Below are 20584 nucleotides of genomic sequence, written 5' to 3' on the forward strand. Positions count from 1 at the left end.
CTTACTTTTCGCCGGAGAAAACCTTCAGCCCCACCACACCAGCAATAATCAGCAGGATGCAGATAATGCGGATAAAGTCGCGCGGCTCGTTCAGGAAGAAGATGCCCAGTATAGCCGTGCCGGCTGCCCCGATTCCAGTCCAGATGGCGTAAGCGGTACCCAGCGGCAGCGTTTTCATGGCCTGGGCCAGCAGTATAAAGCTCAGAATCATCACCACAACGGTTACCACGCTCACGCCTATTTTGGTAAACCCCTCGCTATACTTCAGCCCGAAAGCCCAGCCAACCTCGCAAATCCCGGCCAGGATCAGGTAAAACCATGCCATGTTCATAGGTAATTCCTTTTTAGTTAAGCCGCAAAGGTACGTAAATACCCCATTTCTATACTTTCTCCGGTATAGGCATTAGCATTTCGTACTGCCTTAGGAGCAGGGTGATGTTGCGGCCCTGCAGAAAAGAGATCGTACTTTGGGCAGTGTCTTCAATGTTGATAAACATCAGGGAGGGGGCCTCCACCTGCTGCGCTGCCGCCCGCAGAAGCGCTGTGCCAATGCCTTTTCCGCGCCACTCCCGGCTTACGGCCAGTTGCGCCACCGCCCCATTTTTCCGGAAAACTGAGATGTAGCCAACCACCTCCCCGCTTGCGGCGCGGGCTTCCAGTGTTCTGGACTGGTTTATACTTCTGCCCAGCGCCTCCAGGCTGTTCTGCCAGGTTGGCTTCACGTCCCAAAAGCTAGAGAGGGCAGCAAAGTCCGGTTGTGCCGCCTCCAGGATGTTGATCCCGACAGGAGGAGAGGCTTCTAGAAGCAAGTCCTGTTTCAGCGCCCGGAAGCAGCTAAGGGAGCGGGTGATGCGAAAGCCTATTTTCTCATAGGTTTTGAGTGCGGGCGCATTTCCCTCAATCACCTCCAGCAGGCATTGCCTCACCCCGCTTTTGCGCAACTTTGGCAGCAGGAAAGCATACATTTGCTGCGTCAGGCCCTGCCCCCTATACGTTGGCACCACGCCCGTGCCGGCATTGTAAGCCGTTAGCTCACCCTGCCAATCGCCTAAGGCCGTAAGTATAAACCCCGCCATTTCCTCCCCATCAAAGGCCGCCACGCAAAACGCCGGCACAATCCCCTCCCGCTCCACCTTGTCCTTCAGCTGTTCCTCACTCAGTTGCACCGGCACCACATAGTCGGCAAAGGCTTTCAGGAAAGTCTCCCGCACCTGCGGCAGGTCCTGCGGGGTAAGGAAGGAGAGGCGGAGGTTGAGCATGGGGTAAATTATAATAAGACTGATGTTGATAGCATTTACGGGAAGAAGGCTAGCGTAAGTATAACGGGATGCTTCGATTATGCTTGTACATCATCCATAGGAAGCATAAGCAACCCTATTCAAAAACAGCTACCTTTGCAAAGCAAAGTTATACTTTCCATCTGAAGGCTCTACCCCAAAAGCTCCTTGTATGAACGTATTCGTAATCCCATCCTGGTTTCCATCCAAAGACCGCCCTCTCAGTGGGACCATGATAAAGGAGCAGATCGAAGCTTTTTGTCAGTACTACCCCTCCGTTAATATGGGTGTCAGTATATGGGGGCAGCAGGAGGAGGAGTATCTTTTATGGACAAAAGATTATTTCCGAAACCTGAAGAAAATCTTAGCAGCAGATCGGGCTCCATACCACACAAAGCTTCTCCCCAACCTAAAAGTATACCACAGCCCTACCTTTACCTGGTCAAGAAAGTTTTTGAATGGGAATACACGAAACATTTTTCAAGCAAATATCAGGAATCTTAAAACTTTCGAAGCAGAGCATGGGCCTGTCGATCTTATTCATGCGCATGTGGGCTACCCGGCAGGTATTATAGCCATGCAAGTAGCTGAGAAACTGCAAAAGCCTTTCTGCCTTACTGAGCACATGGGCCCTTTCCCTTGGAAACACACAACAAACAAGAAGGGAAAGTTAACCAGTTACTACAAAGCTCCTTACCTTAAAGCGGCCGTGAACATTGCTGTCAGCCCTTTTCAGGCGGAGATGATGCACAGGCAGGGTATCGACAACATTAAAGTGATTCCCAACTTTGTAGACGAAAAGATTTTTATCCCTGCGCACGAAAAACAGCCTGAGCCGGAGTCCTACACGTTCTTTTCACTCTCATACATTGCGCCTAATAAGGGAACTGACGTGGTGGTACGGGCAGCAGGTGAACTACTCAGAAAGTATAAAAATGTAACGTTCAGGATGGGTGGAGGAGGTCCGTTTCTACAGAGTTGCCAGGCGCTAGCCGCTGAACTTGGCATAGCAGAGCACTTTACCTGGCTTGGAGATACTGATCGGGAAACAGCCTTACAGGAATTTCAGAAGTGCGATGCCTTTGTACTGGCCAGCCAGTACGAGTCTATGGGAATCGTGTATGTGGAGGCCATTGCCTGCGGAAAACCGATTATTGCTACCAAGTGCGGAGGTCCTGAGGCTACTGTAACTCCTGCCAACGGCCTGTTGGTAGAGAAAGACAATCCAACAGAGCTTGCGCAGGCTATGGAGCACATCATGACGCACCGCCATAAGTATGACAGCGATACTATCAGAGAGGATTTTCTGCGACGCTTCTCCACCCAGGCTGTAGTTCCGAGACTATTTGACCTTTATCACGAGATTATACAAGGCAAAAACACTAAGGCGTAAACTTTCTGCGGCCTAGAAGCAATAGTGATGCACCTCCGACAAGTATAATTCCTCCTGAGATAAAAGCCTTTATAACGGCAGATACATCTGCAGCAAAGTATACGGCCACTAACATTGCAACAGTCGCAGAGAGCCAATAGGCGGGATAAAAATTCACCTTCATCAGTTTTGTAACGCTCTTCAGGTAAAAGCCACTATACCCCATGTACATGAGCGCGGCGAAAGTGGTAAAGGCGGCAGCCTTAATTCCATATACTGGTAAAAGCACGAGGTTTAAAAGCACGTTACCTGCTCCGGCCACGAAAGAAATTTTCCACAGTTCTCCTGTTTTCTCCTTATAGGCAAGTATACTTTCAACTGCTAAGTGCATGGGTCGGTAGTTATAGCCCATCAGGATGATAATAGCCAAGGGGTAGGCTTGCCGCAACTCATCGTTTCGGATCAGAAGTCTAAAAACCTCCTTCATCCAAAGCGCGACCAGTGAGGTCACCGTCAGGAACAGCACCTGTAGTATAAGGGTGGTCCGCCATACTTCCTGCTGCCCTTTCTGCTCAGACGGACCGGCATATAGGGCCAGGTACATAGGCCTTGCTGCCTGCTCAACGGCATATGTCGCCCCCGAGAAGTATAAACCAAAGCTTGAGGCAATGTTGTAAAAACCTATCCTTTGCACAGGTACCCGCAGCACGTCCATCACCAGTCTGTCTGACGCATCGAGCAGGAAGGAAGACAGATGGTACGGAATGGTGGGTACACTCACCAAAAGGGAAGATTTAATGCGGTGCAACTTAAACCGAAAGACAGGCCACAGCTGCTCTCTCCAATAAACGGGATATACATAAAACAGGAAACTAACGCATATTCCTACAAACCCCGCATAAAACCACCCCATGTACCCCATGCGCAGATGGGCAATAAAGTAGATATTCAGCGCCACCGTCAGGGACCCAACCACAAAAGACTGTATGGAAATCAGGAGGGGACGCTGTTGCATCTGGTAGTGAAAACCGCCAAAAAAGATAGTATGGTTCAGGAGAAAGGCCGGCACAACCTGCAGCAGTATGATTTCCCATCGGTTGGCAGCGGCATCGTCGGGTATGCCAAAGTATAATACAGCCGTGAGCACAGCATTGTATACAACCGACCATAGTATGAAAAAACCATGCACCTGCCGCCACACCCATTTATACCGCGTCGGGTGCTTTACAAACGTATTGCCCAATACCACGCTCAGCCCCAGCGACTGCACCACCCCAAGCGCCGTGACGTAGGCCGTTACAACGCCTGCCACACCGTAGTCGGTGGTGGTGAGGTAAGGGGTGATAACAGGTAGGGCTAACACCCCGGCCACACGCGGTAATTGCGCAGCCAGCCCATAAATCGCCGCATGAGAGAGTAACTTCCGAAGCATCGGTTAAAATTATACTTTATTTTGCAGTGGGTAGCATTCTGAGACTTTTTTCGTAAATAGCTCCATTACTTTCAGAGCAACGCGGCACCATTGCCCTCGTAGTGTTGTTGCCATACTTGTACTTTTAGGAGGCACAAAAGCAAAAGCCTAAATTTTTAGTATATTTGTTGATTACTGATTTTGAAAACAAGAATTAGCCTAGCTATATAAAGGAGATACAATTGTGGGATGTAGTTCATGTTCTAGTGGCGGATGCAGCACCGGTTCCAAACCGGGCGGCTGCAAAAGCAACGGCGGGTGCAGCACGGGAGGCTGTAACCGTTTAAACGTCTTCGACTGGCTCAGCGACATGGATATTCCAACGTCGTTTGAGGAGTTCGATATTGTAGAGATAAGATTCAAGGGAGGTCGGAAAGACTTCTTTCGTAATATAAACCGGCTGGACCTGACCACCGGCGACGCCGTGGTCGTGGATGTGCCCAACGGCCATCACATTGGCTTTGTGTCGCTGAAGGGGGAGCTCGTGCGCCTGCAGATGCTTAAAAAGAAAGTGGATAATAATGAGGAAATCCGCAGCATCTACCGCATCGCCACGGAGCGCGACATGGAGAAGTTTAACGAGGCCCGCGACCAGGAAGGCACCACCATGTACCGCAGCCGCGAGATAATCCAGCAACTTGGCCTGAAGATGAAGCTTTCGGATGTGGAGTACCAGGCCGACAGAAGCAAGGCCACTTTTTACTACTCTGCCGATGATCGCGTGGACTTCCGCGATCTGATTAAGAAGCTGGCCGAAGAGTTCAAGATCCGCATCGAGATGCGCCAGATAAGCCTCCGCCACGAGGCAGGGCGCCTGGGCGGTATCGGTTCCTGCGGCCGCGAACTGTGCTGTTCTACCTGGCTGACCGATTTCAAAAGCGTTTCCACCACGGCGGCGCGCTACCAGAACCTCTCGCTGAACCCCAGCAAACTGAGCGGCCAGTGCGGGCGCCTCAAGTGCTGCCTCAACTACGAGCTGGAAACTTACATGGAGGCCCTGAAAGATATCCCGACTGTAAACCGGCCTTTGCAGACGCAACAGGGAGACGCCATCCTTCAGAAAACCGACATCTTCAAACGCATGATGTGGTTTGGCTACAGGGGCGACAATAACTGGTATCCTGTGCCGGTAGAGCGCGTGCAGGAGATACTCGAGCAGAACGCGAAAGGCGTTGTGGTAGAGACTTTATTGGTTGAGCCGGAAGAAGTGCCGAATCAGAACGAGTTTGTGTCGCAGGTGGAGGGCAGCCTGGAGCGCCTCGACGACAAGTTCAAGTCTAAAAAGAAGAAAAAGAAGAAAAAGAAAAAATCGGGCGGCGCCGCTACTCCTGAGCAGGCACAGCCGCAGCAGGAAAAGGTAGCAGAGGCACAGCCACCGAACAAGGAAAGGCAGGAACGGCCGCAAGCGCAGGCGCCAGCCACGGCCGAGCAGGGAGAGCAGCGCGCTCGCCGCCAACGCCCGCCCCGCAACCGAAACAAAAACAAAGCGGCCCAGGAAGGCGGTGAGCCCCGTGACAATGCGCCGGCGGCAAGAGAGCCACGCGAACCCAGGGAGCGCCGCGAGAAGCGCGAGCCAAGGGCTGTGCCCCCGGCAGCTGAGGGGGCACCAGAGGCAGGCGGCCAGCCGCAACAGGGCGGCGACCAAAAGCCACGGAAGCGCTCACGCAAGCCTTTCAGAGGCAAAAAACAGGACCAAGGCAATAAACCACCACGCACTGATGCATAAAACAGTATGGATGTGGGCAGCAGCACTCGTGCTGCTGCTCTCCGCCTGCGACCCTGCCCGGGTATATGAGCAGAACATTGACTTGCCGCAAGGCAACTGGCAAATAGACAACGCGCCTGTTTTCGAGTTCGAGATAAAGGATACGACCCAGGTATACGATGTATACTTCAACGTGCGCTACAACCTGAAGTATGACTATTATAACCTATACTTAAGGCACCAGCTCTACGGCCCCGATAGCGTACAGGTCTCCTCGAAACTGCACGAGGTGCTGCTGATGGACTCCAAGACGGGCAAACCGCTCGGCAACGGATCCAGCGATATCTACGACCTGCAGGCGCTTGCCCTCGATAACATTAAGTTCCCTAAACAGGGCATATACAAGCTCCGCCTGACGCAGTACATGCGCCGCGACCCCCTGCCCCATATACTGGCGGTTGGCGTGCGTGTAGCCACCAGCTCAGAAGCCGAGTAAACACTCCAGCAGAAACACAATCGCCCCGGCGCCTATACTGGCTAAGCCGGGGCGATTGTGCTTTTATACCCCACTTTACACCTACCACCCGCATCCCTATCACGTAAGAGATAGCGTCGGCAACTTATATTTGCCAAACAAAGTAATGCAAAAACACCTGCACTAAAGAACTCCTAACTCGGATGCAAAATACTTTAATCATACTTGGGTTTGTTTTCTCCCTTTTCTCCTTTCTTCCCCTTATATCATCGCCCCTTTGGTGGATACGGATACTCGATTTCCCGCGACTGCACATAGCTATTCTGCTCACGCTGGTACTGGTGGCCTATGCCGCCCTGTATGGCGTGCAGGATATTGGCGATGGCCTGATGCTGCTGGTATGGGTGGTTGCCCTGGTCAACGAGCTGCGCTTTATCATCCACTTCACGCCACTGGTAAAGGTGGAGGCGCTGCGCACTGAACACAAGACACCGGCCAATGCCTTCACGATGATGATCTCCAACGTGCGGATGGTGAACCGGGAGTATGACAGGTTTCTAAAGCTTGTACAGGAAGTACACCCTGACATGCTGATCATGAACGAGCCTGACCAGGCCTGGCACGACCATGTGTGTAAAGTGCTCGACAAGCACTACCCCTACTCTATCAAAAAGCCGCTGGACAACACCTACGGCATGCTCTTCTGGAGCAAACTGAAACTGCACGAATCCGAAATCAGGTTTATGGTGGAGGACGACATTCCCTCGTTTTATACTTGCGTAGAGCTGCCCTCCGGCGATAAGTTCAGCCTGTTTACGGTGCACCCGCAGCCACCGCGCCTGATGCTGAACACTGAGACCCGCGAGGCAGAGTTGCTGCTGGTGGCCAAGCAGGCTAAAAAAGTGTCCCACCCTGCCGTGGTGGCCGGCGACCTGAACGATGTGGCCTGGTCTAATACGACGAAGCTGTTTAAGGAGATAAGCGGTTTGATTGACCCGCGCGTGGGCCGGGGCTTTTACAACACCTACAATGCCCACATCCCCATCTTCCGCTACCCCCTGGACCACGTGTTTTACGACCCGGCCTTCCGGCTGGTGAGTTTGCGGCGCCTGCCTGCGTTTGGCTCAGACCACTTCCCGATGCTGGTGACGCTAAACTATGAACCGCACCGGGAGCACGAGCAGGAGCACCCGCGGGCCGACCAGGAGGATAAGCAGGAGGCCAATGAGCTGATACAGGAAGGTTTGGAGAAAGGAGAAGAGCGCAGCCAGGAAAAGCAAAACGGTCCCCGCGCCAAATAAAAAACCCGCCCAGGCAAACCTGGGCGGGCAAAAGACTTTTACAATGCCTTGCGGCTATTGGCAGCTATACTTAGATTCTCTCTACGTTGATAGCGTTCAGACCTTTTTTACCATCTTTAAGCTCGTAAGATACACGGTCGTTCTCACGAACCTCATGCGTCAGACCAGTCTGGTGCACGAAGATGTCCTGATTCGTCTCATCATCAACGATAAAACCGAAACCTTTTGATACATTGAAGAATTTTACTTTACCTGTCTTCATTAGAATAAATAATTAATAAATATGAGCAAAGGTAAGTATAACTTCCGGATTCCTAGCAAGTATTCGACTAAATAAACAACAAAAACATCATCAGGCACTTAGCCTTTCCCTGCTCCTACCAGTCTGCTTAGTGGCCTTATACTTTGCGCTGCCCCTGACGGGCGGCGGCTTTTCCCCTGCCGTTGCCCCGGCTAAAACCTGCGGCCTCAGAAAGAATGCACATCGATATAGTAATAACCATGTGCCCTATGGTTCGTATAGCTAAAACGTTCTGTTACACTTGAAAACCGCTATTATCACGGAAACTTTAAGGGTAACGGCAACATAAATCCAGCGCCGGATTTTTACTCCCGACGGTGTTGGAGCAGTGCAAGACAGGGAGGGAAACAAACTTATTTAACGTCAACTATAAACTCTAGGAGAACAGAACTATGAAAGACACTGAGAAAAATCAGAGCACGGATCAGAATTCCAACCTGTCAGGCAGCTCCTCCAGCAGCATGACACCAAGCTCTTCCAGCTCATCGGGCAGCATGTCCGGCACATCGAGCGGCAGCTCCACTACAACAGGCAGCTCCAGCTCCACCCCTAAGAGCGGCAGCTCTTCCAGCAAGACAACCGGCTCAACCAGCAAGTCTTCTACTACAAAAGCCAAGTCTGGCTCTACCTCCAAAAAAGAAGGCAAGTCCACCAGCAGCACATCAGGTAAATCCGGCAGCACTGATTCCATGTCAGGCAGCTCCGATACGTCATCAGACCGCAACAGAAACCTCTCCGACCAGGGCAACTATGGCTCCATGTCGAGCGGCTCTTCGCAGAGTTTCCAAGGCTCCGGCCAGGGCATGAACCAGGACTGGAATAGCCAGAACCAGGGCCAAGGCCAAGACTGGAACAGGGGCCAGCAAGGGTACGGCAGCCAGGGGGGCTATGGGTACGGGTCGCAGCACGGTAATTACGGAGGCCAGAGCGGCTACGGTTACCAGGGCGATTACGGCTCGCAGAGCAACTACGGCAGCCAGGGCTCCCAGGGTGGTTATGGATCGCAAGGCAGTTATGGCGCCTCCCAGCAAGGAGGCTGGGGCTCTCAGGGAGGCTATAACTATGGCAACCAGGGCGGCATGGAAGGCAACCGCATGCGCTCCCAGGACCAGTACTCCAGCGATATGTACGGCAGCCGCGGCGGCATGCAGGGCGGCTACCAGGACCGTGAAGGCGACTTCCAGGGTGGCTACGGTGTGATGAACGACCAGGGCGGCATGGGCCGCTACAACCAGCAGAGCGGCATGGGCGGCTACGGCAGCCAGGGCCGTTACGGCTCGCAGGGTGGCTACGGCTCTTCCTCGCAGGAGCGTGGCATGCAAGGCAGCCAGGGCAGCGGTAGCTACGGCTCCGGCATGTCAGGATCATCAGGCAGAAGCGGCGGCTACGGCCAAAGCAGCGGCCAGGGCCATCAGCAGAGCTACGGCCAGGGCGACTATGGCCAGCGCATGGGCTACGGACAGCAGAGCGGCTATGGCAGCAGCCAGGGGGGCTATGGTTCCAACTCAGGCATGTCGGGCAGAGGCAGCAGCGGTATGCAGGGCGGCTACGGCGACAGAGACCGCTACGGTTCTATGGGCTATGGCTCCAGCAGAGGCATGAGCGAGTACGACAGAGACGACCGCGGCTCTCAGCGCGGCTGGGATTCCCAGAGCTCTATGCAGGGCGGCTACGGCAGCCAGGGAGGCTATGGCTCCAGAGGCGGCTCTTATAACGATGAGTATCGCTCCGGCCGCTATGGCTCTCAGGGCAGCGACTACGGCCAGCAGGACTACGGCAGAGGCGGCAGCTATGGCTCGTCTTCCTCTTACGGCAGGTCCTCTTCCGATAGAGACAGAGGCGGCTACGGCGACAGCAACTATAGCAGCGGCATGAGCGGTGGCTATGGGTACGGCTCAGGCAGCGGCATGCAGGGCGGCTACGGGGGCTCGTCAAGAAGCGGCATGGGCAGTGGCTCTAGCCAAGGCGACTCCGGCCGTTACGGGCAGAGCGGCTATACTGCCGGCGGGTATGGCCAGGGAGGCTACGGCGGAGACGAGAGCCGCTATGGGTCCATGGACAGCAGAACATCGTACTACAGCGATAACCGTGGCTCAAGCTCGCGTGAGAACTTCCGCAACCAGGACGACTCTGACAGAGATCAGTTCCAGACACGCCGCAGCGACCGTTACCGTAACCTGGATGAATAGCAATAGCTAAACCAGCATAAAAATCCCCTCCTGATACTTTCAGGAGGGGATTTTTATTTTTACAGTTATGATGCTCCGTTAAAGTATAAATCTTACACAAAGCAATCCCGGTGGTCTTGCAGAAACTGGCGCATGGTGTGCGGCTTACGGCCCACGATTTTCTCCACCGTGTCAGTGGTTTGGGTAAGCTTGCCTTCCTTTTGCAGCGTGTAAAGCTCCACCATGGCATTAGCCATAGCGTCGGGCATGCCGGTGCCGGTCATCCCCTGCTTTATGGCGGCTTCCGTTAGGTCAATGTAGTCTACCTGTTTGCCAGTTACCTCGCTTAGCAGTTGCGCCACCTCGTAATTGGACAGCGCCTCCGGACCGGTTATGTCATATGCCTTGCCTTCGTGGCCCTCGCCGGTTAGCGCTTCTACTGCTACGGCGGCAATGTCGCGGGCGTCAACCAGGCTCATCTTTCCATCCCCGGTGGCACCATAGAACCTGCCCTCCTCCTTTATACTTTCTGCGTTATAGTTCACGTAGTTTTGCATAAAGGTGATAGGTCGCAGGAAAGTATAGCTGATGCCGCTGTCCTCGAGGTACTGCTCCACCTCGCGGTGCCATTGGCCTAGTTGCAGGCCTGGTTTGGCATCGGCCCCGATAACGGATAGCTTCACGATGTGCTTTACGCCTGCCTTCTTGGCTTCATCTACCAGTGTTTTAGCCATTTGTACCTGGTCCAGGGCAAATGGGGTGAGCAGGAACACTTTGTCCACGTGCGTAAAGGCGGCATGCAAAGAATCGGGATCCTCAAAGTCCATCTCCACGATCTCCACACCCGGCAGGCGTTTCAGGTTCTCGCCTTTAATAATAGAGTGCACCCCGGCCCTCACCCGTATGTCGCCATCCAGCATGGAGAGTTGCTTTACCACCTCGCGCCCGACTGTGCCTGTAGCACCTGTTACTAATATTGTTGTGTGCATAGTTTTATTCTGATGTAGTATACTCCTACTACGGCTGAAAACAGGTTGTTGATTGGTAAATGTTGCCAGCCATATGTATTTATACTTTCCCGGCAGCCTTACCTCCTAAGCGAGAGCCGGAATACCTTGCCGTTTTCGTTGGTGAGGAGGAGTTGGTTATTTGAAGTATAAAGGATGGCCTCGGCCTGCCCGGTTCTGCCTACCTTCAGGCAGTAGTGTTTACCGCTGAGGTTGATGTTGCCGTTTTGAACCTCAAACAAGTATACTTTGCCGTAACCAAGTATGGCAAACTGGCGCTGGTCCGGGGAGAGGGCAGCAGAGGTAGTCATGGCCTTGACGGGCAGCTGCTCCTGCAGCCTGGCCACAGCGGTGCCGGGCTTGGCGGGCAAAGTATAAAGCTTGAGTTGCTTGTCTTTGCCCCTGCTCTTGGTGAAGAGGTAGAGCGAATCCTGGTGATAGAAAAAGGCCTCCAGGTCGAAGTGCAGGTTGTTTTTATCCGGCGGAAAGGCGGTCTGGTCCTCAAAAGAGAAGTATAAAGTACCTTCCAACGTATGGTTTTGCCTACTCAGGATGTGGATTTGCAGATCTTTCCGCTTATTCGCATTGTTGCCGAAGTCGCCGATGTATACGTGGTCCTCGCTCTCAGCCAAATCTTCCCAATCACGGTTCTGCAGCTCCAGCGGCAATGTTTGCAGCAGTTCGCCACTCAGATTAACCCGGTACAATTCGGCAGGCGTGCCGCCGTCGCCGTGCGTCCAGAAGGTGCTGTCGGGGGCGTGGGCCAGGCCGGAGCTTTCCTGTATCTGCTTGTCCAGCCGCGCCACCCGCTCCAGTTTATAGGTAAAATCCGGCTTCTCGAAACCGCCGCCGCGCCTGTCGGGTCCGCAGCCGCAGAAGAGGGTTTGTAGGTAGATGTAAGCAGTGAAGACTTTGTAGAGCAAGGCTTGGGAGTTAGAGAGTTAGAGGGTTTGGGAGTTAAAGAGTTCAGTTAGAAAGTTAGAAAGCCAGAAGGTTAAAAAGTTAGAAAGTTTGTACGGGTTAAAGTATGGAAAGTATAAAAGTATTCAGCTCCTGCGCAGCCGTCCGATTCTCTATTTAAAACATCTCCAGCGCAAGCGCCCACCCATGCAGGAAAGTATAGTTTAGCAGGCCTAACAGCTTTCTAACATTCTGCCCCCTTTCCAAGCAGCCCTGTTATTAATAACAATATCTGAATATTTACTTTCTTTGCAGCCTATAGTTCACCTAACGCTTTCTATGAGAATAAATTTACTTTGCCTGTTTCTTTTACCTCTTGCTTTTAACTCACTTGCACAAAATCCGCTTCAACGAACCATCTCGCTTAAGAGAGTTGGAAGCGACAGCCTCCACATTCCTTTTAACGCTAACTATCATCTGACAGAGGACAGTTGCGCCCTGATAACAAGGCAGGCGCGCTATAACATGCAGCAGCGTTTTTTCTACGGTAAATTTAAAGACATCAGCCGCCAGGACACAAGCTTGGTACTGGCAGAAGGCTTTTACAACGCTAACGGCCTAATACACGGAAGCTTTGTCTCTTACTACCTTAACGGCAAGCTGCAAGCCCGCGGCAGCTATAAAGAAGGGCAGCCCGACGGGGAGTGGCAGCTGTTTTACGACTCCGGCAATCCCAAGTTAACGTTTACGGCAGCAGACGGACGGCTTACCGTAAAAGAGGCCTGGAATGAGGACGGCGCTAAAGTGGTAGACAACGGCACCGGAAACTACCAGGCACGCCAAGGCTTAATTATCTGGACAGGAAAGCTTCTAGAAGGCAACCCCGACGGCACTTGGGTAGCCACCTCGCATCTTGACAGGTCTAACAAAACGATGGCCACTGAGAAGTTTAAGAATGGCAAATTTCTGAAAGGGACCGGCCCGCTTGGCAGCTATACCGACGCCTCCCGCATCGTATGGTTTGATAAAGCGATACTGCCTTTTCTAACGGCCCAGGACATGCTTATTTCCTCAACTCCTTGCCATGTCCCAGCTCGCACGCAAATTGTGGGCGTTCAATATAAACACGGTCCGGGTGGGTACAACGAAGAAATCAAAAAAGCTGTTGGTGCCTACCTACGCAATATTGACTTAAAGCCTTATGAGAACGAGCTTCACCTAGAAGGAGAGGTATCCGAAGAAGGAAAGCTGGTAAACTTCCGATACAAAATTGCTTTTAGCGATAAAATTGCAACCGGTTTGATGAGAGTGCTGGCCAAGCTTCCTGCGTTAGAACCGGCTCTTGCTGATGGCAAACCTATCCGCCAAGGGTTTAAAATCTCGTTTAAGTTTTACGAAGGGGTATACAGTTTCAACTACCAGTTTCTCCCCATCAGGCTTACTCAACCTCAGGCTTTATAACTCCCAAACGCTCTCGCTCTATAACTTCCCCGGGTTTTTCCCAAAATTGGCGGCTGTAAATGCGCTTGTAGGGCCAGTGGCGCTGGCGCAGCAGTAGCGGAATATCGGCATGCGTGTGGCGAACCGAGAGGGCGCTGAAGTATAAGTCGTCGTCGGTGAGCACCACGCCCTGGTAGGTTGATTCCTTTACCACTGTCAGGTCGGCGAAGGGGACTTCGGGCTTTAGGTGCGGTACCTGTTGGGCGAGTAGTTCTTTTAGCAGCGGCACCTGCGGCGGTATGCTTTCCTGCTTCGGCTCATACTCAAAATAGCGGCGGCTGACCTGCTGCGCATAGTGCAGGTACTCTTTCAGGAGCTTTGGCCCGGCGTGCGTGTTATGCTCCACCTGCAGCTGCTCTGCCCGGATGCTGCTGACGACCACCACCTGTTGCTTGGCGCGGGTTACAGCCACGTTCAATCGGTTCTCGCCCCCGCTCTGGTTTAGGCTGCCGAACTGCATGGCCATTTTACCCTTATCGTCTGGCGCGTAGCCCACCGACAGGATGATTACCTCCTTTTCATCACCCTGGATGTTCTCGATGTTCTTCACCAGCACCGTAGTGGGTATGGTGATGTTTTGCTGCTGGGCCGCTTCCTCCAGCAGGTCCTGCACCAGCATCTGCTGGTTGTAGTTGAAGGTAATCACGCCCAGCTCTTCCTGCCCGGCCTGCAGGTACTGTAGCACCAACTCCACCACGCGCTGCGCCTCGGCTAGGTTCTGGTTATCCTGCCATAGTCCGTGCACCTTTACAAAGGTGATGGCCGGCTGACGCGCGTTCGCGTCCTGCAGCTCGGGTATCAGCTCCAGCTTGTTTTGGTAGAAGTAGCGGTTGGAGAACTCGATAAGCTCGGGATAGCGGCTGCGGTAGTGCTGGGTAAGCATGGTCTGCGGCAAGTATAAACCGCATAACTCCAGCAAGGATTCGGCCGACAGCTCCTCCACTTCATCCTCGCCCTCCGCTCCGTTCCAGCGGGCACGGTAAATGTCGGAGGGCTTGAGCTGCTGCGCGTCGCCGGCCACCACCACCTGCTTGCCGCGCAGCATGGCCGGGATGCCGGTTTCGGCATAACACTGCGAGGCCTCGTCAAAAATCACCAGGTCAAAACACCGCTCCAGCGGCAACACCGCCGACACCGTCTCGGGCGAAGCCAGCCAACAAGGCACCAGGTCCAGCATCTCTTCAGAGAACAAGGAAAACAGCTTACGCAGCGGGTAGAGGCTGCGCTTTTTGCTCACCTGCGCATGCAGGCGGCGGTAAGTGACCGGGTTACCCAAGCGGTTGAGCTCGATGTCCTTGTACGCCTGTTCCCTGAGCCGCGACAGCACGATTTCCTGGCTTAGCTCCTGCTTTTGCTGCAAGAGTAACTGCAGCTCTTCCTCCAGCCGTTCCAATTCACCGTTACTGGGCATGCGTAGCTCCGGATGCCGCCCCTCCAGCTCGTGCAGCCAGGCCAGGTAGAGGCTGTTGAGCAAGAGCGCCTCGCCCTCCTCGGCCGTTTTGATAGGTTGCTCCAGCAGCAGCTCGGCTACCTTTCGCTCCGGTCCGGTGAAGGAGGTCAGCAAGGCGTCAAAAGCCACCAAGGGCTCAAACACCTCCGGCAGCTCCTCTAGCAGGTCTTGTTGATACTTTTCGTCCTTTATGAGCCGTGAGATTTGCCCTTCTGTGAGCCATTGCAGCCAATGTTTATACTTTGTTTCAGCCTCGTTTATACTTTGCGAGAGCGCCTGCAAGTGCTCGGGCAGCTGCACCAAACTCAACAGCTTTTCGTGCAGCACCTGCTCCTGGTGCAACTGGCGCAGCAGCTTGTGGGCCTGGATGGCGTCCTCCAAGGCCTTTAGCTTTTGCAGTACCTCGCTGGGATGCTGGGTAATCTTCAGGCCCAATTTTATCTGTTGGTTGATGCCCTGCATCAGATCCACGGCTTGCTGGCGCAGCTCCAGGCGCCGCTGCAGCTCGCCCACACCCGCCGCATCCAGCTCCAGCTTATACTTGGCCAGCGCCTTTTTCAGCAGCTGCTTCTCGGGGGCAAAGGCCCAGGTTAGGCGGCCCAATAGCTGCTTTTGCTGCTCCTCATACCTGGCTACGGCAGATTTAACCGAAACCAAATCCTCTGTGGCAATGGCCGCGTCCGGCGCCGGGCAAACTAAGTATAATTCCTTTAGTTGCAGCACCTGCTGCTGTAGCTCCTTCGGCTCTGCCTGTTGCTGCAGCAAGGGCCAAAGCGCGTGCTCTACCTCCTCCTGCCCCAGCAGCTCCTGCAGCCGGGTAATTTCCGCTAAGGCGGAAGTATAGGTAGGCAATTCCTCCAGTGAGAACGGATAGCCGCTCAGGTCGTTTATACTTTGTTGCAGGTTGGCGTACTCCTCCGGCAAGGCTTCGATGACCCGCGCCAGCTCCTGCCGCTCCTGGAAAGTATAGCTTTCCATACTGCGGCGCTCCTTCCACACAAACTCCTCCTTTTGCCAGGGAATGGCTTTCTCTAAATACTGGCGCAGGCGCGGCAGAAACTCCGTTACGGTCTCGGCTGTCAGGTTTTTAAAGTATGGCGTGAGCGGGATGTGCGGTTGTTGCAGGCTGCTGCGCAAGTATAACTCTTTGGGCGACCAGCCGCAGCGGCTCATGTCGAAGAGGGCGGTTTTGAAAGCTTGCAGCTTCTCCAGGTTTTTGTTGATGCCACGGCTCACTTCCAGAAACGTGCGGTCGGTGTAGATGCTGTTGAGCGCCAGGTTCTGCTTTTTATACTCGTCCAGCCGGTCTATCTGTTCGCGCAGCTGGTTGAAAATGGCTTTGCGGTCGGCGTTGATGTCGTGCACGAGGGCGGCGAAAGCACCCAGCCCCTGCCGCGAAAGCCGCTGGTGCACCACGTCCAGGGCGGCGCGTTTCTGGCTCACCACCAGCACCTTCTTGCCCCTGGCCGTAAAGTCCGACACCAGGTTACAGATGAGCTGCGATTTGCCCGTGCCCGGCGGCCCCTGCACCACCACCGACTGCCCCTGCTTTACCGCCTGCAGCGCCGCCTCCTGCGCCGCATCCAGGGCAAAGGCCGTGAAGGTGTGCTGCGCCTGCGTGCTCAAGGTCATACTTTCCTCGGGCGTGCCGAACAACTGCTCCATCTCCTGCAGCTCCCCTTGCTCCAGCAGCTCGTCGTAATCCGTTAGTAAATAGGAGGCTGCCTGCGGGAAGATGCCCAGTACTGCCTCTTGCTCCAGCTCCAGCTGCCCCGGTTTATACTCGGCCTCGTAATCGGCTTTTTTATAGTCCGTAAAGCGCTTGAGCTTATCGCCAAAGAACTCACGACCGGCGTTTATACTTAGCTGCTGCTCTTTCAGGAGCTCGTATACTTTGGTGCGGAACTCCAACGGGTGTTGGGGCAGGGTGCTCAGGTCCAGTTCCAGCAACTCCTCGGCCAGCGGGGTGCCCATGTAGTGCGCGTAGGCCAGCAGAAAGCTCTGGTTAAACTGCGCCGGCTGCGCCTCGTCGGGTTGCAGCTCCCACTCCTGCGCCGCGTTTACCTGCAGCTTCACCGGAAAAAACAGCAAGGGGCTCCGCACGGCCGTGCCATCCGAGAACTTGCCATGCACAAAAGGCCATCCCAAGTATAACTCGCGGCTGCCGCGCTCCTCAAAAATCATCTCGGCCTTGCGCTTGATAAACCGCAGGCGGCGGCTTACCGCAGCCACGGGCGCATGGCGGCTGTCGGCGTAAGGGCTCAGGGGGATTCTTTTCTTTCCGCTCAGCAGCTTTTCCAGCACCTCAAAGGCAGGCTTGCCGTTCACAAAGTCCAGCGCCTCCACGTCCAGGTGCAGTTCCCGGTACAGGCGCAGCAAGACCAGGGCCCTGTTGCCGGAGCCGAGGTTGAGAAGCCTGCGTCTATAGTGTTTGAGGATATCTTTCATCGGGTACTGTACTTCTTGGGCTTAAGGCAGCTGCATGTGCAGGATTGGGTAAGGCTTGCCCATGCTGTCCAGTTCGGAGCGGCTAATGGTGCGGAAGCCAAAGTGCTCGTAAAACCCTACCGCCTGCTCATTCTGCTCGTTCACGTCCACAGCGCTTGCCTGCAGCTCCTGCACGGCGTACTGCAACAGTTTTTTGCCAATGCCCTCCCCACGGCGCTCCGGGTGGATAAACAACATCTCTACCTTTCTGTCGGCAGTGCCTACAAATCCGGCTATCTGACCTTTCGCGTCCCGCACGTAGTACACTTCTACCAGCTTCAGGTACTCGTCGCGCACCAGGGGTTTATAGAATTGAATGTCCGCTTCCGACAAAAAGTGATGCGTGGCCCGCACTGAGGCCTCCCATACTTCCGCCAAGGCTGTAAAATCCTCGGGAGCGGCCTTGTAAATTTGCTGCTGTGGCTGTGTGTGCTGCATGGTCAAAAGCGGTTACTGCCTCGTAAACGAAAGAAGTCGGCGGAAAGTCTAAGCCAACAAAGCAAGTTAGCAGGAAATAATGGGAGTTGGCATATAAATACCGTGGCAAAAAGGTATCTTGCCTCCCCTTAATCAGTCACTTACATGCTTGGCTCTGTTTTATTCTCGCTTGTTTTCCTGCTGCTGCCCCTGCTGTTCCCCAGCAAACCAAAGCCAGTTAAAGACTATGATAAGCTGCTGCTGGTAAAGGAGTACAAGTATAAAATCTACGAGGTCTTCTCCCTTATCCCGCTTTTCTTCATTACAGGCGTTATCTGTTACGTTTTCTACCTGTTGGGCAACGATGTGCAGCAAGTATACTTCCGGGGCCGGGAGGCAGACTTTGCCATTTACCCGCCGGCATCTTTCTGGCTGGCGCCCGGCATGTGCTTTGGCATCGGCTTACTGATGCCGCCAATGGAATTGCTCTACCGCCTGATGCTGAAGGAAGAGTACCCAGTGTACCTGGAGTACACCAACCGCAAGTATGGCTTTGACGGCTATAGGGTGGTGCGGTTTCTGGGCAGGGGCTGCCTGCTTGCCGGAGTGGTGGTATCCGTGCTGGGCCTGGGCTGGTACAAAGAGATAAAAGGCAATAAAATTATTATCGATGATTTTGACTCGCTCACACCACAGGTGTACACGATGCAGCAAATCGAGTCGGTTACGCACTATGCGTACAAACGCAACTCAAAGGGCGAGGCAGTGGAAGAACCGCATTACAAAATCCGCTTCTCCGACGGCAGGGTCTGGGACACGTCGCGCAATTTTCATGAGGTGAGCCAGGAAAAGTATGAGGCCATCGTGGCATACCTGCTCTCCCAAACCGGTCTTGAGCTAGGGCATCAGGAAACAGACGCAGCAGCGCAGTAGGTCGTTAGGTTTTAGGGCTAGTTATTTTTCTCCTGATACTGCCGATCCGTATTGGCGCAATGCAACATTTTTAGTAAGATGCAGTTCTTCTAAAAGTATAGCCAAATTCATTTATTACTGCTAAATCATACCTTTGCTCCATAAACCATCCAGAATGAAGATAAACTCACACCCGGTTATACTTCTGCTCCCGGTGCTGTTGTGCCTTGTGCTCTCGTCCTGCCACAGAGACAAACCCATTCCCCCTATCGCCCCCCTGGAGGGCTACACCACCACCAAGCAATACCCCGGCAACGTGGGTGACGAAAGCCTGGATGACTGGAAAAAGGAGCTGAAGGATATTGAGGTGGTGCAGGTAAAATCCACGATGGATGGCAAGGTGGAGCCGGCGCTGTTCTACGAGTCGAAGTCTACCCGCAAGAAGCCGCTGCTGGTGCTGCTGCACAGCTGGAGCAGCGGGTATTTGCAGGTGCCCTCCATCCCCTTTGCGCTCTGGGCCGAGAAGTATGACTGGGCCTTTATCCAGCCTAACTACCGTGGCGTTTTTGAGCAGCCAGAGGCCATGGCCTCGGATGTAGCCATTCAGGACATTGTGGATGCGGTGGACTATGCCATGCAGCATGCCAACATCGACTCCTCGCGCGTGTACCTGGTAGGCTCCTCGGGTGGGGCCATGACGGCGCTGGTCACCGCCAGCCGCCACCCCGACCTGTGGGCAGGCGTGGTGGCCTGGGTGCCGGTGTTCGACATTCCGGAGTGGTTTGAATTTAACCTTTACTACCCGCACCGCAAGTATAACAGCCAGATTGTGGCGGCGCTGGGAGGCGAGCCCCTGCCCGGAACACCTGCTGAGGCCGAAGGCAAGCGCCGCAGCCCCAGCACCCAGATTCATCAGGCCAAGGAGGTGCCCATCTTTCTGGCCCACGGCATAAACGATTTGCTCGTGCCGCCGAGCCACTCCATCCGCGCCTTCAATATTTTAGCGGCTCCCTCCGATACCATCTCCAAGGCAGACATGGACTACATCGTAAAGGAACAGGCCTTGCCGGAGAGCCTGCAGGGCCAGGCCGAAGAGCCATACTTTGGCGCATCGGACCCGGAGGTGGTGTTTAGCCGCCAGTCCAACAACGTGAGGCTGGTGCTGTACGTGGGCGTGCACGACATGGCTTATAACTCGACCCTGCTCTGGCTCAACGACCAGCAGAAACCGCAGCCGCAGCCAGCCGTAACGCAGACCAGGTAAACCTTTGCACCGGTACATCAAGTATAAAGTTTACACATTTATACTTTAACCGATGCCCACACAAGCCGATTCCCATCAGCCCAAGCCCAAGCTTCCTACGGTAGACCAGGTTTCCTCAGGCGGGGTGGCTTTTCGGAAGGGTGAGGCGGGCGTGGAGGTGGCGCTCATCTCGGTAGGGCCGCAGCAGCGCTGGCAGCTGCCCAAAGGCATTGTGGACGCCGGCGAAACACCCGAGGCCACTGCAGTACGCGAGGTGCGCGAAGAAGCGGGCATAAACGCTGAACTTATCCAGAAGCTGGACACCATCGAATACTGGTATGTAGGAGACAAGGGCAAGCAGCGGGTGCGCTTCCATAAGTTCGTGCACTTCTTCCTGCTGCGCTATGCTTCCGGCAACATCAACGACCATGACTGGGAGGTGAACGAGGCCCGCTGGGTGCCGCTGGAGGAGGCAACCCACATGTTATCGTTTAAAACCGAACGGCAGGTGGTGGAAAAGGCAAAGGCCTTGCTGGAAAGTATAACTTTGTAAGTTCGCAAACCAGTCTTTACAATAGCTCATTTTAATCAAGACGAA

At 54.1% G+C, this 20584-nt stretch carries 18 protein-coding genes; 9 read left to right on the top strand and 9 right to left on the bottom strand.

What is annotated here, in order from left to right:
* Position 1: 1 nt before the first annotated feature.
* Positions 2–331, bottom strand: coding sequence for a DMT family transporter (locus C8N40_RS10445; protein WP_281259512.1), 330 nt, complete (start codon positions 329–331; stop codon positions 2–4).
* A 49-nt stretch (positions 332–380) separates the two neighbouring features.
* A complete protein-coding gene (locus C8N40_RS10450; RefSeq protein ID WP_108211707.1) occupies positions 381–1259 on the bottom strand; it encodes a GNAT family N-acetyltransferase in 879 nt (292 codons plus the stop codon).
* Positions 1260–1449: 190 nt separating this feature from the next.
* Here C8N40_RS10450 and C8N40_RS10455 point away from each other — a divergent pair, with 190 nt between their 5' ends.
* Positions 1450–2670: a glycosyltransferase gene (locus C8N40_RS10455; protein WP_108211708.1), complete on the top strand. Its 1221-nt coding sequence runs from the start codon at positions 1450–1452 to the stop codon at positions 2668–2670.
* On the opposite strand, the gene C8N40_RS10460 is transcribed toward C8N40_RS10455, so the two are convergent.
* Positions 2660–4081: a lipopolysaccharide biosynthesis protein gene (locus C8N40_RS10460; protein ID WP_108211709.1), complete on the bottom strand. Its 1422-nt coding sequence runs from the start codon at positions 4079–4081 to the stop codon at positions 2660–2662. The two genes, C8N40_RS10455 and C8N40_RS10460, sit on opposite strands and share 11 nt — an antisense overlap.
* Positions 4082–4430: 349 nt before the next feature.
* Here C8N40_RS10460 and C8N40_RS10465 point away from each other — a divergent pair, with 349 nt between their 5' ends.
* The 3 genes from C8N40_RS10465 to C8N40_RS10475 all read left to right on the top strand — a co-directional run bounded on the left by C8N40_RS10465 (position 4431) and on the right by C8N40_RS10475 (position 7601).
* Positions 4431–5846: a PSP1 domain-containing protein gene (locus C8N40_RS10465; RefSeq protein ID WP_108211710.1), complete on the top strand. Its 1416-nt coding sequence runs from the start codon at positions 4431–4433 to the stop codon at positions 5844–5846.
* The gene (locus C8N40_RS10470) at positions 5839–6321 is read left to right on the top strand and encodes a gliding motility lipoprotein GldH (RefSeq protein WP_108211711.1); all 483 of its coding nucleotides are present in this window, start codon (positions 5839–5841) and stop codon (positions 6319–6321) included. Before C8N40_RS10465 ends, C8N40_RS10470 begins: the two co-directional genes overlap by 8 nt.
* A gap of 182 nt (positions 6322–6503) precedes the next feature.
* On the top strand, positions 6504–7601 hold the full coding sequence (locus tag C8N40_RS10475) for an endonuclease/exonuclease/phosphatase family protein (protein ID WP_108211712.1): 1098 nt from the start codon (positions 6504–6506) through the stop codon (positions 7599–7601).
* A 70-nt stretch (positions 7602–7671) separates the two neighbouring features.
* Here C8N40_RS10475 and C8N40_RS10480 read toward each other — a convergent pair whose 3' ends face one another.
* Positions 7672–7863 carry a cold-shock protein gene (locus C8N40_RS10480; RefSeq protein WP_092102008.1) on the bottom strand — a complete coding sequence of 64 codons (192 nt, stop codon included), beginning with the start codon at positions 7861–7863 and terminating at the stop codon, positions 7672–7674.
* Positions 7864–8326: 463 nt separating this feature from the next.
* Entirely contained in the window at positions 8327–8593 is a 267-nt protein-coding gene (locus C8N40_RS10485; protein WP_108211713.1) for a hypothetical protein, read from the bottom strand.
* Between C8N40_RS10485 and C8N40_RS10490 the strand changes: the two genes are divergently transcribed.
* Complete coding sequence (locus tag C8N40_RS10490) at positions 8592–10091, top strand: hypothetical protein (protein WP_108211714.1); 1500 nt, start codon at positions 8592–8594, stop codon at positions 10089–10091. The genes C8N40_RS10485 and C8N40_RS10490 overlap by 2 nt on opposite strands.
* Positions 10092–10183: 92 nt before the next feature.
* Here C8N40_RS10490 and C8N40_RS10495 read toward each other — a convergent pair whose 3' ends face one another.
* The gene (locus C8N40_RS10495; RefSeq protein ID WP_108211715.1) at positions 10184–11059 is read right to left on the bottom strand and encodes an SDR family oxidoreductase; all 876 of its coding nucleotides are present in this window, start codon (positions 11057–11059) and stop codon (positions 10184–10186) included.
* Positions 11060–11157: 98 nt separating this feature from the next.
* Entirely contained in the window at positions 11158–12000 is an 843-nt protein-coding gene (locus tag C8N40_RS10500; protein ID WP_108211716.1) for an SdiA-regulated/phytase-like domain-containing protein, read from the bottom strand.
* Between the two features lie 286 nt (positions 12001–12286).
* Between C8N40_RS10500 and C8N40_RS10505 the strand changes: the two genes are divergently transcribed.
* Positions 12287–13438: a toxin-antitoxin system YwqK family antitoxin gene (locus C8N40_RS10505; protein ID WP_146173549.1), complete on the top strand. Its 1152-nt coding sequence runs from the start codon at positions 12287–12289 to the stop codon at positions 13436–13438.
* Here the strand turns inward: C8N40_RS10505 and C8N40_RS10510 are convergent.
* A complete protein-coding gene (locus C8N40_RS10510; protein ID WP_108211718.1) occupies positions 13416–17375 on the bottom strand; it encodes an AAA domain-containing protein in 3960 nt (1319 codons plus the stop codon). The genes C8N40_RS10505 and C8N40_RS10510 overlap by 23 nt on opposite strands.
* 21 nt (positions 17376–17396) lie before the next feature.
* On the bottom strand, positions 17397–17852 hold the full coding sequence (locus C8N40_RS10515; protein ID WP_108211719.1) for a GNAT family N-acetyltransferase: 456 nt from the start codon (positions 17850–17852) through the stop codon (positions 17397–17399).
* A 144-nt stretch (positions 17853–17996) separates the two neighbouring features.
* Here C8N40_RS10515 and C8N40_RS10520 point away from each other — a divergent pair, with 144 nt between their 5' ends.
* From C8N40_RS10520 to C8N40_RS10530, 3 genes are all read left to right on the top strand, one after another.
* Complete coding sequence (locus C8N40_RS10520; RefSeq protein WP_108211720.1) at positions 17997–18764, top strand: hypothetical protein; 768 nt, start codon at positions 17997–17999, stop codon at positions 18762–18764.
* Between the two features lie 154 nt (positions 18765–18918).
* Positions 18919–20007, top strand: a complete 1089-nt coding sequence (locus C8N40_RS10525) for an alpha/beta fold hydrolase (RefSeq protein ID WP_245905069.1) — start codon at positions 18919–18921, stop codon at positions 20005–20007.
* A 52-nt stretch (positions 20008–20059) separates the two neighbouring features.
* Positions 20060–20539 carry an NUDIX hydrolase gene (locus C8N40_RS10530; protein WP_108211721.1) on the top strand — a complete coding sequence of 160 codons (480 nt, stop codon included), beginning with the start codon at positions 20060–20062 and terminating at the stop codon, positions 20537–20539.
* The last annotated feature ends 45 nt before the right edge of the window (positions 20540–20584 follow it).

This window comes from Pontibacter mucosus, from assembly GCF_003054055.1.
Taxonomy (GTDB): domain Bacteria; phylum Bacteroidota; class Bacteroidia; order Cytophagales; family Hymenobacteraceae; genus Pontibacter; species Pontibacter mucosus.

What these genes read in the sequence shown, in the direction of transcription:
- C8N40_RS10490 (WP_108211714.1), top strand. Translation starts at nt 8,592, where the DNA reads ATGTCAGGCAGCTCCGATACGTCATCAGACCGCAACAGAAACCTCTCC.
- C8N40_RS10530 (WP_108211721.1), top strand. Translation starts at nt 20,060, where the DNA reads ATGCCCACACAAGCCGATTCCCATCAGCCCAAGCCCAAGCTTCCTACG.
- C8N40_RS10460 (WP_108211709.1), bottom strand. Translation starts at nt 4,081, where the DNA reads ATGCTTCGGAAGTTACTCTCTCATGCGGCGATTTATGGGCTGGCTGCG.
- C8N40_RS10455 (WP_108211708.1), top strand. Translation starts at nt 1,450, where the DNA reads ATGAACGTATTCGTAATCCCATCCTGGTTTCCATCCAAAGACCGCCCT.
- C8N40_RS10525 (WP_245905069.1), top strand. Translation starts at nt 18,919, where the DNA reads ATGAAGATAAACTCACACCCGGTTATACTTCTGCTCCCGGTGCTGTTG.
- C8N40_RS10515 (WP_108211719.1), bottom strand. Translation starts at nt 17,852, where the DNA reads ATGCAGCACACACAGCCACAGCAGCAAATTTACAAGGCCGCTCCCGAG.
- C8N40_RS10465 (WP_108211710.1), top strand. Translation starts at nt 4,431, where the DNA reads ATGGATATTCCAACGTCGTTTGAGGAGTTCGATATTGTAGAGATAAGA.
- C8N40_RS10520 (WP_108211720.1), top strand. Translation starts at nt 17,997, where the DNA reads ATGCTTGGCTCTGTTTTATTCTCGCTTGTTTTCCTGCTGCTGCCCCTG.
- C8N40_RS10470 (WP_108211711.1), top strand. Translation starts at nt 5,839, where the DNA reads ATGCATAAAACAGTATGGATGTGGGCAGCAGCACTCGTGCTGCTGCTC.
- C8N40_RS10485 (WP_108211713.1), bottom strand. Translation starts at nt 8,593, where the DNA reads ATGGAATCAGTGCTGCCGGATTTACCTGATGTGCTGCTGGTGGACTTG.
- C8N40_RS10510 (WP_108211718.1), bottom strand. Translation starts at nt 17,375, where the DNA reads ATGAAAGATATCCTCAAACACTATAGACGCAGGCTTCTCAACCTCGGC.
- C8N40_RS10480 (WP_092102008.1), bottom strand. Translation starts at nt 7,863, where the DNA reads ATGAAGACAGGTAAAGTAAAATTCTTCAATGTATCAAAAGGTTTCGGT.
- C8N40_RS10475 (WP_108211712.1), top strand. Translation starts at nt 6,504, where the DNA reads ATGCAAAATACTTTAATCATACTTGGGTTTGTTTTCTCCCTTTTCTCC.
- C8N40_RS10495 (WP_108211715.1), bottom strand. Translation starts at nt 11,059, where the DNA reads ATGCACACAACAATATTAGTAACAGGTGCTACAGGCACAGTCGGGCGC.
- C8N40_RS10445 (WP_281259512.1), bottom strand. Translation starts at nt 331, where the DNA reads ATGAACATGGCATGGTTTTACCTGATCCTGGCCGGGATTTGCGAGGTT.
- C8N40_RS10450 (WP_108211707.1), bottom strand. Translation starts at nt 1,259, where the DNA reads ATGCTCAACCTCCGCCTCTCCTTCCTTACCCCGCAGGACCTGCCGCAG.